This is a genomic window from Acinetobacter sp. YH16032 (genome assembly GCF_013417345.1).
Lineage (GTDB): Bacteria > Pseudomonadota > Gammaproteobacteria > Pseudomonadales > Moraxellaceae > Acinetobacter.
Map to the genome: position 1 here is coordinate 69132 of NZ_VPEE01000001.1, position 15771 is coordinate 84902.

A 15771-nucleotide genomic window follows, 5' to 3' on the forward strand; every position below is an offset into this window, starting at 1 on the left:
AATTTATTTTTAGGCACATTGTAGTAATAATTTGCCAATTATGTTTGGTTTTTGTTTGGTTACAAAAAAAGAGGCAATTGCCTCTTTTCTTACTCTATGCGTTAGAAACGCATGCCAACCCCAGCATAGCCTAATATCGGGTTAATCTCGATATCAGCTTTTGAGTTGATCAACTCTTGTCCAGTATTTTCATTGACGACTGTGATCTTCGTTTCATTATGCAAGTGGGCGTAACTAATAGATGCTACTGCATACCATGTATCATTAAAGTCGTAGGTGAATCCAACTGTTGCTATAGGCGCAAAAACATCAGTTGCTTCTAAATTAACTTTCATTTTTCCATTGGTATCTTTCTTATCAAGTGCTGCACCAGCATTTTGATTAATAATATTTTGGATCATATGCCCAGCGGCGACTAAATCTTTTTCAATACCTGGATCCATTTTTAGCTCATTAAAATAAGCGTACATTAATCCAACGCCAACGTAAGGGCGGAATTTATTAATCCCGGTCTCACCAAAACGATATTGTAATTCAAAAGCAGGGGTCCATGCTCTAGCTTCAGCAGCTTTTGAAGATTGTTCTAGATTAGTAATATGAATATTATTTTTGAGGTCTAAGTTCCCCGCAATTCCACCTAACGGTGCTGCAGTAGCTGAGAAGGGAGCTTTAATATTTCCAATACCTTTAATATCCACTTTAGGTGGAATTCCACCTTTTATTTCCACAGACAAATTATCTGTAAAGTGATAACTGCTCATGATGCCAACTGTTGTAACTTTATCAGCCTCCAGGCCAGTATTCGGATTATCCCATTCAGCTAATCCATTAATATAGGATTTTCCACTAATAGCCCCTGAGACATTGCCTTGAAAAGCAGAAATTAATTTAACAATACCTTCTACTAAATAATTTGGTTTACGATCTGGGTCAAGGTTATCGATTACCGTGGAAGCATTAATGTCCCCAACTTTTGATTCATAATTGTCATTTATGACTGTTTTTACATTAAAAGGTTGGGCCTTACCTTGTGGCATTACGTGTAATGCACCCACTGAAATTGAAAAGCGCTTAAACCCCTCATCAGAAAGGCTGAAATATCCTGACTCCGCATAACTCAGAGAAGATAAGAATGAACTCGCGAATAATGTAGGAACTAAAAACTTCTTCATTGTTTGAAGGACTCCATGTCCAATTTTTAGTTCATTTTATATTCATTAAATCATCTAAATGCAAAGCAGTTTGTTCACTTGAAATCAAATTTATTATCCTAATTTACAATTGTTAAATTATTGAAAAATATGATATAAGTTGGATTTTAAAATGTGTATTAATTGTCTTATTCTTTCTTTATTTGTGATGGGTTGGGCATATTGGTGTGGCTTCAATATGCCTCAAGTGTTTTAGAAGCGATAGCCTACACCAGCATAACCAATGATAGGATTTACTTCTAAATCAACTTCCGATGAAAATAATGTTCCGAGTTTATCATCGTTGACTTCAATAGTAGTTTTACCTGTTAGATGTGCATAACTAATAGATGCAACTGCAAACCAGTTTTGATTGAAGTCGTAAGTAAACCCAAGCGTGGCTATTGGCGCAAAACTCAATTCGGACTCAAGCTTAACCTTGGGATTTGCTGTACTTTTTTTACCTTTAATTAATGCATCGCCACCGCGTCCATTTTTCATATTGGCAATCATGTGACCTGAATCAATTAAGTCTTTTTCAAGGCTTGGATTCAATTCTAATTCATTGAAGTATGCGACCATAAGTCCAAGCCCAACATAGGGTCTAAATTTATTGATCCCAGTCTGTCCAAAATGGTACTGCAATTCCCACATTGGAGTCCATGCACGTGCTGTCGCAATAGAATTTCCATGACTTTCAAGATCTGTAATTGGCAGATCATTCTTAAGATAGATTGTTGGTAAAGGTATACCTAAAAGTGTTGAATTTGCTTCGGCTGTAAATGGTGCTGTAATCTTACCTTTACCTTGAATATCTACTTTTGGGGGGAACCCAGCTTTACTCTCGAATGAGATCTTATCGTTGAAATGGTAATTGATCATGATGCCAAGTGTTGTGACATCATCTGCAGTCATTCCAGAGCCATCCATACTCCAACTTTCAATGCCGCTTACAGTTGAAGTTCCACTTTGACTGGCTGGATAAGTATCACTAAAAGCATCAACGATCTTCAAAAGCGCTTGCATACTTTGATTTTCTTTTTGTTTATCAGGATCTAAGTTCTCAAAAACTGTAGAAAGTGTAATATCACCATTTTTTGCAACTTCACCATTTTTTACTGCTGTACGAATTTTAGGTGCCTTGGCTTTACCTTGAGGCATAACATGTAATGGTCCGACTGAAATTGAATATCGTTTAAACCCTTCAGTTTCATCCAGATTAAAAAATGATGATTCTGCATAAATAGTTGTAGATGCAAAAACAATAGGTACGACCATGCACCAGAATGCTTTTTGCGTCATTTTGGACTCCCTGTCCGATTTTGTTGCTAGTTGTTGTTTTACATTCTTTAAGCGTTATATAAACATAAAATGAATCAGTTTGAAAAGCGTTTTTACTCATTTTTGTGATAAAAAATTTTTAAAAATCATGAATTTAAATCTTAAAAATCCAACATTTGTTAGGTTTGTTTGTGAATTTATTTCTTATTGAGTGACTTAGCAAAATAAAAAGTCAGATCAATTTAAATTGGTCTGACTTTTTTAACTTTATTAATTAACTAAAATTATTGAAATCGGGATAAATCCTCTTCAGGGCGAGCAGTTAATACCTCGACACCTGTTTTAGTGACTAAAACAGTATGTTCATATTGCGCAGATAATTTATGATCTTTCGTTACAACTGTCCATTTATCACCAAGAAGTTTAGTTTGCCATACACCAGCATTGACCATTGGTTCAATTGTAAATGTCATACCCTCTTCTAAAACCATGCCTGAATTTGGTTGACCGTAATGAAGCACTTGAGGTTCATCATGGAAAACAGTTCCAATACCATGACCACAATATTCACGAACGACACTGAAACGCTCTGACTCAACATATTTTTGAATCGCATGACCAATATCACCGATCGTCGAACCAGGTTTTACCGTAGCAATACCACGATACATTGCTTCTTGTGCAACTTTGCATAAGCGATCTGCAAGAATAGAAGTCTCGCCACCTACAATGTACATCATGTTGGTATCACCATGAAATCCATCTTTAATCACAGTGACATCAATATTCAAGATATCACCTTTCTTTAAGATTTTGTTTTCAGAGGGAATACCGTGGCAAACCACATGGTTTACTGATGTGCAAATCGTATGCTGGAATGCAGGACGACCAGGTGCAGCACCATAGCCTAGGCAAGCAGGAATGGCATCTTGTTTATTCACAATATAATCATGACAAATCGTATCCAATTCTAGTGTACTCACACCAGGCTTGATATGCGGTTTGATCATATCCAAAACTTCTGCCGCTAGTCGTCCCGCCACACGCATCTTTTCGATATCTTCAGCAGATTTAATTAAACGACGTGGTGCTTCATAAGTACTGTTCATGATCTTTAAAAACTTTTGGAAATTTGTGTGTGACTATGGTATAAATAGCCGCCCAATTTATCAAATGCTTTTCGTGAATAGATTCACTTAATCGGATGATATGTTGGTTAATAAAATCCGCACATATGTCGACACATTACTCTGGGTGCCCGTAAGGGTGGAGAATGCGGACATATGGAGGCCTAACCCAAACTTTTAAGGTAAAGAAAATGGCAGATTACAACGTAAGCATGCGCGACCTTCTTCAAGCTGGTGCGCACTTCGGTCACCAAACTCGCTTCTGGAACCCAAAAATGCGTCAATACATTTTTGGTGCGCGTAACAAAATTCACATCATCAACCTTGAGCACACTGTTCCTGCGTTAAATGATGCATTGAACTTTGTTAACAACCTAGCAAGCAAAAAGAACAAAGTATTGTTCGTTGGTACTAAACGTGCTGCTTCTAACATCATCCGTGAACAAGCTCAACGTGCTGGTCAACCTTATGTAGATCACCGTTGGTTAGGTGGTATGTTGACGAACTGGAAAACTCTTCGTCAATCAATCAACCGTCTTAAAGATCTTCAAACTCAGTCTACTGACGGTACTTTCGCTAAGCTTACTAAACGTGAAGCTTTAGAGCGTACTCGTGAAATGGAAAAACTTGAACGTGCTCTTGGCGGTGTTAAGAACATGGGTGGTTTACCTGACGCATTGTTCATCATCGACGTTGACCACGAAGCGATTGCAATCAAAGAAGCTAAGAACCTTGGTATTCCAGTAATCGGTATCGTTGATACTAACTCTAACCCAGATAACGTTGATTTCGTTATTCCTGGTAACGATGATGCGATCCGCGCTGTAACTCTTTACGCTACTGCGATGGCTGATGCGATTATTGCTGGTAAAGAATACGCTCAAACTCAAGCTAATGCGCAAGCTAAAGGCGAAGAAGCTGCTAAAGAAGCTCCTGAGGCTTAATGCGATTTGATGCGGATTTGTCATTTTTGCGACACGTAATCGTGGCATCTTAAGCATCAATCAAGCAAAACGGCCCAGATGATTAATTTGGGCCGTTTTTGTTAACAGATACATATCTCGACCGAATTTAGGAGAATAACATGACTGCTATTACTGCAAGCATGGTTAAAGAGTTGCGTGATCGTACTGGTCTAGCAATGATGGAATGTAAAAAAGCGTTGACAGAAGCTGGTGGCGATATCGAGTTAGCGATCGACAACCTTCGTAAATCTGGTCAAGCAAAAGCTGCTAAAAAAGCAGGTAACATTGCTGCTGATGGCGCGATTACAATTGCTCAAGAAGGCAATAAAGCAATTCTTTTAGAAGTAAACTGTCAAACTGACTTCGTTGCTAAAGACGAAAACTTTGCTGGTTTCTCTGCGAAAGTTGCTGCTGCTGCGCTTGCTGCGAATGTAACTGATGCTGCTCAAATTGCTGAATTGAAACTTGAAGATGGTGCAACTGTAGAAGAAGCTCGTATTGCGCTTGTTCAAAAAATCGGTGAAAACATTCAAGTTCGTCGTGCTCAAATCGTTGAAGGTGAAAACCTTGCAGTTTACAAACACGGTTTAAAAATCGGTGTTGTAGTTTCATTTGCTGGTGATGCTGCTACTGGTAAAGGTATCGCAATGCACGTTGCTGCGTTCAACCCAGTTGCTGTAAATGCTGAAGGTGTTTCTGCTGAGTTAATCGCTAAAGAGAAAGAAATTGCTGAAGCAAAAGCAATTGAATCTGGTAAACCGGCGAATATCGTTGAAAAAATGGTAACTGGTTCAGTTGAAAAATACTTAAATGAAGTTGTTCTTGAGCGTCAAATGTACGTTATCGACAACGACAAGAAAGTTGCTGATGTTCTTAAATCTACAGGTACAACTGTTGCTCAATTCGTACGTTTCGAAGTGGGTGAAGGTATTGAGAAAAAAGCTGAACTTTCTTTCGCTGAAGAAGTTGCTGCTGCTCAAGCTGCTGCAAAATAATTGATTCAATTATTTTGAAAAAGAAAAAGCCCTTAAAGGGCTTTTTCTTTTTTTTGATGGGTCTAAATGATATAAACTTTAGGATGAAATAAAAATATAACTTAGAGATCAATATGTCTCAGAAATCAAAAATGAGTATTGCTGCGTTAATTGTAGTCGTGGTCGCAGCATATTTCGGTATCGATTTAAAACAGGATTTAAAACAGAGTAATGAGCACACACTCAATCATACGGATGTAAGTACTCACTATAATGATGCTAACCAACGAGAACTATCCTCTGCGGATAATGATGATGCCAAAAAAATAGCCACACTATTTCAAAAAAAGATCAGTGATGTGCAAGTTAGGGCTTCTGGAGAAGTTGTTGCAATATTAAAAGATGATAATGAAGGATCTAGACATCAGAAATTTATTTTAAAACTTAATCATGGTCAGACAGTTTTGGTAGCTCATAATATAGACTTGGCACCACGTGTTGAAAATATTCAAAAAGGGGATATCGTCGAGTTCTATGGTGAATATGAATATACCGACAAGGGTGGTGTAATTCATTGGACTCACCATGATCCTAATAAACGGCATATTGATGGTTGGTTAAAGCATCAAGGTCGAAGTTATCAATGAATTAGTTAATCAATGTAAAAACGGGCTAAATTAAATTCTAATTTAACCCGTGCTGTATTTGCTAATTTAAGCGCTGATTTGGCGTGATTTCCAATTAGGTAGTATCTTATCTAGGTAAGCATCCATACACCATAGAGGGCCAATTAGAAGGAATTGAAGGTCTTTAAAGAAAGAAGGCTTTTTCCCTTCAATTTTGTGCCCGTAAAATTGACCTATCCAAGCCAAAACGAACAGAGCAATATAGAATCCTTTCCCGAATGGAAGAATAATGATAAGCCAAGACATGACCAATAATAATGCTGCCATTGCAACCGCGAGTACAAGATCTAATCTTGCATAAAAGATGAGTGTTAACACCAGTAAAAGGGTAGTCAGTAATGCGCTGAAATGAGCGAGTATGCCAATGATCGAGAATAGAATCGTGGGTACGCAAATCCAGTGTAATGTTTTATTGGTTAGGTTTTGATGGCTATCACTATATTCATCTAACCATTCTGTAATTGTCTTCATCCTATTTCCTTAGCTGATTATTTGAATTTTATTTATTCTATAAACGACAGTATGACATAAGATGATAAATCAAGATTATTTTTTGTATATTGGTCACATCAAAACAATTAAAAATAATAAAGCCACTCGATGAGTGGCTTTTCGTTAAATGCTTCGCTGAATCATAAAAACCTAAGAATTTGGACCATCCACACGTTCGATGCTTACACGCGCAGTACCAGCATTGGTAATACCAAGGGATTTCGCAGCACCGTAAGATAAATCTACAACACGATTACCATGAAATGGGCCGCGATCATTTACTTTGACAACGACGCTTTTACCGTTTGATTTATTCGTTACACGAATATAGCAATTAAGAGGTAGGCTACGATGCGCTGCAGTAAGTGCATTCATATCAAATGTTTCGCCACTTGCAGTTTTACGACCGTGAAATTGACGACCGTACCAAGAAGCAACGCCTGTTTGACTAAAACGACGAACAGTGTTTGAAGCCACATTATTAAGTTTATCAATCACTGAAGGCTCTTCAACAGGTACTTGAATTTTCGCTGCGATTGTTTCGCGACGAATTTTATCACCTGAACTTTCAGTAATTGCTAAACTGTTTAAATTCGAGAAGTGCGAATTGAAACTTGTAGAGTCTTTGCTAATTACGCGTGAAGCAAGACTTGATTGGTCAACATCATTATTTAGATAAGAGGATTGAACCAACTCGGCATGAGTTTGAGTCAAAGCCAAACTAATACCTAATATTGATAACATTTTCAGCGAAGCATGCATCGTTTAACTCCTTGGAACCCTAAGTTAATTATCTAAGTTGCTGATAATTAACCTAAATGGTCTGTAAATTTACTTGTGCAACTGCATTTAACGGTAGTGGATGATATTCATCCTGATACAAAAGTGTCTAGCTTTATTTTCACTTTAGTTACAAAAACGACAAATTATCACAAAATATGGTTAAAAATTAATCAATAGTGTAACAAAATATGTAAAATGTGCAAATAGTGAACTTAATCACAAAAATATTTATTGACTTTTGTTAAAACAAGTAGATTTATATTTATCTACTCGCGATTTCAGTCCCTAAAAGCCACAGTGCAGTTGCATACATTCGACTACGGTTATAGGTCGTAATGACTTGAAAATTAGGATATGTAAGGTAATAAGCTGGTCCATAATTTTCTTGTAGTTGAATCACATTGACCATGTCTAAGTCATCTATTTTAACAATAGGATTGAGTGGGCTAATGCCTTGAACTTTTAATGCACCATATGGAGTAGGTTGTGTTAAGTCTTTGGCTATGATGGCATCCGCATTATTTCCTTGGTAGCGTGCGGCAAAAGCAATCGGTTGATCTCGTTGCCAACCATGTTGAGCAAGATAATTTGCAATAGAACCAATTGCATCTACAGCAGAGTTTCTGAGATCGATATGACCATTACCGTCATAATCCACACCAAATTTCGGAATATTGCTTGGCATAAATTGAGGATAGCCCACAGCACCAGCATAAGAGCCAACGACTGAATTAGCTGGAATGCCGTCCTTATAAGACCATGCAATCAAAGCGCTTAATTCGTCTTGAAAGTATTGTGCACGACGTTCATATCCAAACCCTAAAGTGGCTAGTGCATCACGTGTGATGAATGAACCTTTATTTGCTCCAAAACCTGTCTCTACGCCGAGAATACCGAGAATGATGGACTGGGGAACACCGAACTGCTGTTCTGCTCGATTTAAAGTGTCTGCATATTGATTTTTAAAACGCACACCACGTTGAATTGTACTTTCTGCTAAAAAATTCTTTTTATATTCGTACCAAGGCTTGCTTTCTCCTGGGCGATTCATAATGTTGATAATATTTGGTAGGTTTTTTGATCCATTCATGGCCCAGTCAACTTGCTCAGTACTCAAACCATAGGTCTGCATCGTTTTTAGTTTAAAATTTTGATATTGAGGATGTTGAGCGAAGTCATTGGCTTGAACAAAACTTGTGATCATAAACGCACTGAGTGCTAAACCAATACGTTGTAATTTAACATTAAAATTTTCAAATAACATAACAGCAGCAGATCCAATTATTATCGGTGGTAGACGCAAAGGTATAAGTGTTGATAAGGATTAAAAGTTCAACATCATTTGATTAATCGCAATGTTTATTAAGATAACATTAGGTCGTGATGGATTCACAAAAACCTACATAAAAAGTGTAAAAATGGATGAATTATGCCTTTTATTTATTCAATATTGATGAACTATTTTTAAAACATAAAAAAACCTAGCAGAAGCTAGGTTTTTGATTAGTCTGATTTATTCTTGAATAAATAGCGTGTCATGATATTCAGCTGTAGCTAACAATTCTTCTTTAGTAAAGTTAGGAATGAGCTTATCAATAGCAATATGAACTGCTTTGATGACCGCTGAAGAAGCGATATCAGACGCCTTACGTTTAATCATACCCAAATCTAAAGTCTTGTTAAAATCATTCATAAAGTGACGAACTGCAGCTTCACCGAATTGCTTGTATTGTTCAGACAGAACTGCACGATTGACATCATTGCCTGCACGTACTTCTGCAAAGCTATTTTTTAAGTTTGTCACTAGATCAGCAGGTAATGGAGCACCGACACGATAATTACCCTCTGGATCTTTGAATAAACTCTTTTCAGAGAATTCAATCGATTGTCTCACGACGTCATTTGGTGCTTTACCCAATAACTGTTTAAGTAGTACCGATACTGTTGATTTAATATAACCAGCAAGTTTTTCAGCTGTTTCTCGTTTGTCACTTGCAGGGAAACGACGTACAAGTTCAACTAAAATTGCATCGATAATTTCATCATTAATAGCGAGTGCAGTTTGATCACGCAAAGGGTAAAGTGGTTCGTTTGAATTTTTTTTCTCAATTCCAGTTTGAATATTCTTTAACAAAGATTCAGATGGAATAAAACCAAAATATGACATCGTATAACCTCAACTATTCTTCAATTTATTGTCGCGCCAATCGAATTGGGCTTGGCATCCATGCAAAGTCCGATACACGACAAGGGTTAATGTCTAAACCACCACGGCGTGTATAAGTCGCATATACCATCAACTTTTCAGGGTTAAAGTTTTCCCAAATATCTGCGTAGATTTGTTCAACGCATTGTTCGTGAAAGCCATTATGCTGACGATAGGAGATAATATAAGCTAAAACTGAACGATAACAAGGTTTTTTGCCACGATATCTTAAAAAAACTGTGCCCCAATCAGGCTGACCTGTGACTGGGCAGTTACTTCTTAATAAATGCGAATATAATTGAATTTCAACGATTTCTTCGGAAGACGCTGCATCGAGTTTAAGTAAGCTCACATCAGGGTGGTTTTCAAGACGTTCAGGCTCATAATGGTCGATGCATATTCCTTCAGGCTGGGCAATATTCAACTGATCAACATCGAATAATTCAAGTCTGACTTCTGCATTGGCTGCTTTAGAAAGATCACGCTCGACTGTCTCAATAAACTGATTTTGAGATTCAAATTTAGCAAAATTCAGACTATTGAAATATAGTTTAAGAGATTTGGACTCGATGAGATAAGGTGATGAAGCAGGAAGATGCATTCGACCAATTGCAACTTGAGGAATCCCTGACAGATTCAACCAAGAAATTTCAAAAATATGCCACCAATCAATTCCTTGTTGAATACCATCTACATGTGCGTACTTCGCTCGTGCTTCTGCGCGAGCAATTGGAAATAACACCTCAGGTTGATATTCAGTTGGATAGTTGGTGTCTTTGCCTAAAAGAGATTGTTCAACGCTCATTATTCACGCATTCCTGAACCACGGGAGAGTAGGTGATAAGCGACCGCATATAGCACGGCGCAACACGCTGTGATTACTAATAAAGAGATAGATACATTTACATCGCTATGACCAAGAATTCCATAACGGAATGCATTGACCATATATACGACAGGGTTAATTAAAGATAGATTTTGCCAAAATGGGCTTAATGCAGAAATTGCATAGAACACCCCACCTAAATAGGTCAACGGTGTTAAAACAAAAGTGGGAATAATCGAAATATCATCAAATGACTTTGCATAGACAGCATTAATAAATCCACCTAATGCAAACAGTAATGATGTAATCAGGACGGTATAAATTGTGACGAACCAGTTGGTAATATATAAGTCAGTAAAAAATAAACTCATTGCAGTCACAATGATAGCAACCAATAAGCCTCGAGCAACACCACCAAGCACATAACCCCAAAGTACGGCATGTAAAGGCACTGGACTCATGATCAGTTCTTCAATACTTTTTTGAAATTTAGAACTAAAAAAGCTTGATGAAACGTTGGCATAACTATTAGTAATGACAGCCATCATAATTAGACCAGGTACAATGAACTGCATGTAGGTAAAGCCACCCATTTCCCCAATTCTTGAACCGACTAGATTTCCAAAAATCACAAAATACAGTGACATGGTAATTGCTGGTGGTAATAATGTTTGTGGCCAAATGCGCATAAATCTACGAATTTCCTTATGGATAATCGTATATAAAGCTACAGCGAGTTGATTAAAATTCATTGCGCAGCTCCATCAAGATTCTTTTCGACCATTTTGACGAATAACTCTTCTAAACGATTTGATTTATTACGCATACTTCGAACTTGAATATTCTGTGATTCTAGAAGTTGGAAAAGATCATTCATGCTGTGTGCTTTATCAAGCGTAATTTCTAGGGTCACAGGATCAACCAAATTAAATTTCACACCAATAATGTCGAGTTGAATCGGTTCTATAGGTTCAGCCAAGTCAAAAATGAAAGATTCTTCATTTAATTGATTTAAGAAGTTCTTCATGGTGGTGTCTTCTTTAATGACGCCACGATCAATAATTGCAATTTTGCGACACAGTACTTCTGCTTCTTCTAAATAATGTGTTGTGAGAATGATTGATGTACCTTTCTGATTCATTTCTGTTAAGAAGTCCCACATCGAGCGACGTAGTTCAATATCAACACCAGCAGTCGGTTCATCGAGAATTAACAGTTTTGGATCATGCATCATTGCTCGGGCAATCATGAGGCGGCGTTTCATCCCCCCGGATAGCATGCGTGCTTGAGTAGAGCGTTTTTCCCATAAACCTAATTTGGTCAGGTACTCCTCTGCGCGGGTTTCAGCAACTTTTTTTGGAATGCCGTAATAACCTGCTTGTGTGACTAAAATATCGAAAGTCTTTTCAAATTGCGCAAAGTTAAACTCTTGAGGGACTACACCCAAGCATTGTTTAGCTTGAGAAGGATGTGTATCGAGGTTATGACCAAAAATCTCGACAGTTCCTGCAGTTTTTTTTGTAAGAGAGCTGATGATGCCAATAGTGGTTGATTTACCTGCACCATTAGGGCCTAGAAGTGCATAAAATTCACCTTCTGGAACATCTAAGTTGATTCCTTTTAATGCTTGAAAACCATTTCGATAGGTCTTCGACAAATCCCTTAAGGTCAATGCATCAGTCATGAATATCTCGAATGGTGAAAAGTTGAGATATTGTGAGTGATCTTGAAAAATAAACCAAGCTCTGTAATCAGAATTCTCTGTTTTGATGTTGAAACGCTGTATAAAGCATGAGCACTAAAAATAGGAAAGATATATAGTTGCTTTACCTTAGAGTTTTTTTTGTTATGATGTGCGCACTTCCTAAAATGCGCTCATAGCTCAACTGGATAGAGTACAGGTCTCCGAAGCCTGTGGCGTGGGTTCGAGTCCCGCTGAGCGCACCATTTCTTTTATGTTTTTCAAACAAAACATAGCCTGTCAATTAAAATATTTTTAGTAAATTTTTATCAAAAATTAATGATTAATCTGAATTGTTAATCTGACTCGATTGAATCGCGTCATGCATCAATATTGACAAATAATAATATATTTAGTCTCAAAATAAACATTAAAATGATAAATAAGTCACATAAAATTCACATGACCTATCTTAAATTTGAATTGCGGCATTGCCGTATAAATCACATAAATTATGAATAATTCAAATAAGAGGCACAACAATGTACGAAGAAAAAGTTTTGATCCAAAATCGAATCTCGTGGGCGAGTATTTTCGCTGGCGTTATTGTTGTATTAGCTATTTCAATTTTACTCTCATTACTTGGCGTTGCATTAGGTTTTGCGCTCCTAGATCCACAATCTACCACTGATATTACAAATGGCTCAGGGATAGCAGTAAGCGTTTGGACAATTATTTCATTGTTAGTATCGTTGGCTATTGGTGGATTTGTTGCAGGTCACTTGGCTCAAGCTGATGGTGCAATCCATGGCTTTATTGTCTGGTCACTTTCATTGCTGTTAGGTATCTGGTTTGGTGCAATGACTATTAGCGGCGCGGCAAAAATTACTGGTAGTGCGATTAGTTCAGTCAGTAGTGCTGCGGGTAGTGTAGCATCAGGAATTGGTCGAGGTGGCGTTAATTTAACTCAGATCGGAGTTCAAGCTTTTGAGGAATTAGTTCCTTTACCAAAACTTGAAAATAGTGATGAAAAGATGTCTGAGGCATTACGCAAAACAGGAATCGAGGAATTGCAACCCGAATTCTTAAAAGCGCAGGGTGAATGGGCAAAAGAGCAAATTAAGGTTGCTGCAAAAGAGTTGGTGATTCATCCAGATAACAGTGATGCTATTATTCAAAAGTTATCAGAACAATTAAAAACTCGTGCACAATCTGTGACTGCTTCTATTAATAAGAATGAAGTCAGTGCTGCTTTAGCGAAAAATTCATCTCTAACTCCGCAAGAAGCGAATCAAGCTGTCAATAATTTCCTTATACAGCAGGATAAATTCTTTAATGATTTAGAAGCGAATATTCAATCTGCTAAATTAAAATATGCTGAACTAAAAGATCAAGCACGTGAAAAAGCAGCTGATGCGACTAAAGCTGCTGCAAAAGCTGCTTTATGGTCATTCATTGGTTTATTGATTGGATTGATTGTGACGATTTTTGCTGGACGTTTTGGTGTAAATAATTCAAATAATCGTTCACGTCATTTGGCTTAATTCTGAGCTTGAAGTTAGAATTAAAAGTCGACCCATTTCGGTCGACTTTTTTTGAATTAAGACTTTGTTCATATTCGCGAAACTTATTCTTATCTATAAATAAAAAAATTCAATTGTATTTTTTTTATGCAGTTGTTGAAAAGTGTTAAAGTGACTTCACATCACGTATTGAAAGTATTAAATTTGAAATCACAGTAGGTTATAAACATTCAACGCTACTGACGAGTTGGACGGATCAATGACAGTTAGTTGAGTTCAGTTGAACTATAAATCTAACACTAGCCTTCCAACATAAAGCCCGCGTAAAGCGGGCTTTTTCATATCGAAATTATGCTTTAAACATGACCTCAACATCATATTTTCGAAATTCACTGAGCAGTTCTTGAATGATCGATCCACCCGTTTGTTCTGAAGCATTGAGCAGGACTTCTTTATTTTCAAGGCTATCAAAGCATTCTATGTGATTAATTTGCCATTGATGTTCTTGATCAGCTTGTTCAATGATAATACGTCGAGGCTGCAATGAGCCATCTGCTTGACGCGGAATAACATTGGTAATGGCGAGCTGGATTTTCTCCACCTGATCATGGGCATGCAAAAAGGTGAGAACCCAATTTCCGACTTTTTTAAGATACATAGGATTATCTAAAGGATCAAATTCTAGAATTTGGCTAAGTTTAGACATAAGGCACCTATTTATACCGTTGTTGTATGATGGTATTAATATATTTATGACAAAGATGTTCTACTTCGCCTTAGTCTAATGGAGGATGAGGTGGGCAGTGTTGAATGAATAAAAATAATAAAAAATATTTAATTATCATGCGTTTATATTATTTTAATTATTGGTGTAAATTTTATTTTAATCGTTTAAAAGTATTAAAAAATAGTTAACTTCTCACTTTGAGCTTTAGGTTCAAAGTGAGAGTCATGAAATATTGCTTAAAGCGTATCAATTAAAGTTTTTTCTAAGGCTTTTTTCAGATAGGGATCCAAGTCTTCTTGTCTTAGTAACCATGAAACATAATCACTTGGAAGATCTACAATGGCTGTCCCACGATGTTTACCGAAGTTAATCGTACGAGGAATGCGTGCATCTTCAGATACTTCATAGAGTTCTTCAATGTTTTGAATACCCAAATGATGAATAATGTGCATTAAAATATTTGCAGTCAAAATAATATCTGCGTCAGCTCGATGGGCACCTTTTAACATCTCTCTAGCTTTGCTACTGCCTTTACTAATCATATAAATTAAAGCAGAAATGTTGTGTGCTTCTGCATGAGGCCAAACTAGTCGAGAAAGAGCGAGTGTACAGATGGCTTTAATATGACTTGTTTCAACGCCGCATTGCTGAATAGCTCGAATATCATAATCAATATTATGACCAATAATATACGTCGTTTCTTGAGGTAACTCGAAGGTTCTGAAGTTGGGTTGATCTACTAAATCGCTTTCAAGAATATGATGAACCGCCATTGCAGCATAGGAAATTTTTTCGTCACCAATGCTATATAGTTGGTCAAAGATTTTTTCGCGATCAAGACTTAATTTGCCTTGTTCAATCTGAATAGGAGCATATGCAATTTCTATGGGCAAACCGTTTAATGTATGGGTTTCAGTATCCAAGATAATGGCTTGCATGCAAATGTCCAAGTTAATGATAAAGATGTAATTAATTTAACATTTTCAAATCTGAGCTCACAGTAATAAAGTCAATGAATTGTATAAATTATGCTGAATTGAACAAATTATGGGAATTATTTAGATAAGGTGCTCATTTAAAGAAATTTCGTTTTCTATGATATTGACGCTGCAAGTTTAGACTGTAGGTTGTTAAAAATAATTTTTAAAAATGAATAAATTTAAAAAGAATAGTCATAATTCAGATATTTGTTTTTAATAGTAAGAGAGTGAACACACAAGAATTAATCAAATTTAATTGCAAACTGTTTAAACTTCATTCTCGAAATTTAACAAGTTCATGTTACAATACGCGCCAATCTTAGCACGGCT

General features: G+C 36.8%; 16 protein-coding genes and 1 tRNA gene. 5 read left to right on the forward strand and 12 right to left on the reverse strand.

The window, feature by feature from the left end; all coding sequences use genetic code 11:
* Nucleotides 1-101 precede the first annotated feature (101 nt).
* The 3 genes from FTV32_RS00305 to map all read right to left on the reverse strand — a co-directional run bounded on the left by FTV32_RS00305 (nt 102) and on the right by map (nt 3580).
* The gene (locus FTV32_RS00305) at nt 102-1172 is read right to left on the reverse strand and encodes an OmpW family protein (protein ID WP_180027524.1); all 1071 of its coding nucleotides are present in this window, start codon (nt 1170-1172) and stop codon (nt 102-104) included.
* A 231-nt stretch (nt 1173-1403) separates the two neighbouring features.
* Nucleotides 1404-2492, reverse strand: a complete 1089-nt coding sequence (locus tag FTV32_RS00310) for an OmpW family protein (RefSeq protein ID WP_180027525.1) — start codon at nt 2490-2492, stop codon at nt 1404-1406.
* 263 nt (nt 2493-2755) lie between these two features.
* Nucleotides 2756-3580 (reverse strand): type I methionyl aminopeptidase, encoded by an 825-nt coding sequence (gene map, locus FTV32_RS00315; protein WP_035265682.1) that lies wholly within the window; start codon nt 3578-3580, stop codon nt 2756-2758.
* A 209-nt stretch (nt 3581-3789) separates the two neighbouring features.
* Between map and rpsB the strand changes: the two genes are divergently transcribed.
* The 3 genes from rpsB (at nt 3790) to FTV32_RS00330 (ending at nt 6184) form a co-directional block, all read left to right on the forward strand.
* Nucleotides 3790-4542: a 30S ribosomal protein S2 gene (gene rpsB, locus FTV32_RS00320; RefSeq protein ID WP_035265684.1), complete on the forward strand. Its 753-nt coding sequence runs from the start codon at nt 3790-3792 to the stop codon at nt 4540-4542.
* A gap of 140 nt (nt 4543-4682) precedes the next feature.
* Nucleotides 4683-5558, forward strand: coding sequence for a translation elongation factor Ts (gene tsf, locus FTV32_RS00325; protein ID WP_035265686.1), 876 nt, complete (start codon nt 4683-4685; stop codon nt 5556-5558).
* Between the two features lie 113 nt (nt 5559-5671).
* Nucleotides 5672-6184, forward strand: a complete 513-nt coding sequence (locus FTV32_RS00330; RefSeq protein WP_180027526.1) for a DUF3465 domain-containing protein — start codon at nt 5672-5674, stop codon at nt 6182-6184.
* Between the two features lie 66 nt (nt 6185-6250).
* On the opposite strand, the gene FTV32_RS00335 is transcribed toward FTV32_RS00330, so the two are convergent.
* From FTV32_RS00335 to FTV32_RS00365, 7 genes are all read right to left on the reverse strand, one after another.
* Complete coding sequence (locus tag FTV32_RS00335; protein WP_180027527.1) at nt 6251-6694, reverse strand: DUF962 domain-containing protein; 444 nt, start codon at nt 6692-6694, stop codon at nt 6251-6253.
* 171 nt (nt 6695-6865) lie between these two features.
* Nucleotides 6866-7477: a septal ring lytic transglycosylase RlpA family protein gene (locus tag FTV32_RS00340; RefSeq protein ID WP_218947276.1), complete on the reverse strand. Its 612-nt coding sequence runs from the start codon at nt 7475-7477 to the stop codon at nt 6866-6868.
* Between the two features lie 283 nt (nt 7478-7760).
* Nucleotides 7761-8702 (reverse strand): lytic murein transglycosylase B, encoded by a 942-nt coding sequence (mltB, locus tag FTV32_RS00345; RefSeq protein WP_373683277.1) that lies wholly within the window; start codon nt 8700-8702, stop codon nt 7761-7763.
* Nucleotides 8703-9011: 309 nt separating this feature from the next.
* Entirely contained in the window at nt 9012-9665 is a 654-nt protein-coding gene (locus FTV32_RS00350) for a hypothetical protein (protein WP_092766031.1), read from the reverse strand.
* A gap of 25 nt (nt 9666-9690) precedes the next feature.
* Nucleotides 9691-10509: an NADPH-dependent 7-cyano-7-deazaguanine reductase QueF gene (queF, locus tag FTV32_RS00355; protein ID WP_180027529.1), complete on the reverse strand. Its 819-nt coding sequence runs from the start codon at nt 10507-10509 to the stop codon at nt 9691-9693.
* On the reverse strand, nt 10509-11282 hold the full coding sequence (locus tag FTV32_RS00360) for an ABC transporter permease (RefSeq protein ID WP_092766033.1): 774 nt from the start codon (nt 11280-11282) through the stop codon (nt 10509-10511). Before FTV32_RS00360 ends, queF begins: the two co-directional genes overlap by 1 nt.
* Complete coding sequence (locus tag FTV32_RS00365) at nt 11279-12214, reverse strand: ABC transporter ATP-binding protein (RefSeq protein ID WP_180027530.1); 936 nt, start codon at nt 12212-12214, stop codon at nt 11279-11281. Before FTV32_RS00365 ends, FTV32_RS00360 begins: the two co-directional genes overlap by 4 nt.
* A gap of 187 nt (nt 12215-12401) precedes the next feature.
* On the opposite strand from FTV32_RS00365, the gene FTV32_RS00370 reads away from it, so the two are divergent.
* Nucleotides 12402-12477, forward strand: a tRNA-Arg gene (locus tag FTV32_RS00370).
* Nucleotides 12478-12753: 276 nt separating this feature from the next.
* Nucleotides 12754-13755: a hypothetical protein gene (locus FTV32_RS00375; RefSeq protein WP_180027531.1), complete on the forward strand. Its 1002-nt coding sequence runs from the start codon at nt 12754-12756 to the stop codon at nt 13753-13755.
* A 328-nt stretch (nt 13756-14083) separates the two neighbouring features.
* Here the strand turns inward: FTV32_RS00375 and FTV32_RS00380 are convergent, their stop codons facing one another.
* Nucleotides 14084-14440, reverse strand: coding sequence for a hypothetical protein (locus FTV32_RS00380; protein ID WP_180027532.1), 357 nt, complete (start codon nt 14438-14440; stop codon nt 14084-14086).
* Between the two features lie 257 nt (nt 14441-14697).
* Nucleotides 14698-15399 carry a putative quorum-sensing-regulated virulence factor gene (locus FTV32_RS00385; RefSeq protein ID WP_180027533.1) on the reverse strand — a complete coding sequence of 234 codons (702 nt, stop codon included), beginning with the start codon at nt 15397-15399 and terminating at the stop codon, nt 14698-14700.
* Between the last annotated feature and the right edge of the window lie 372 nt (nt 15400-15771).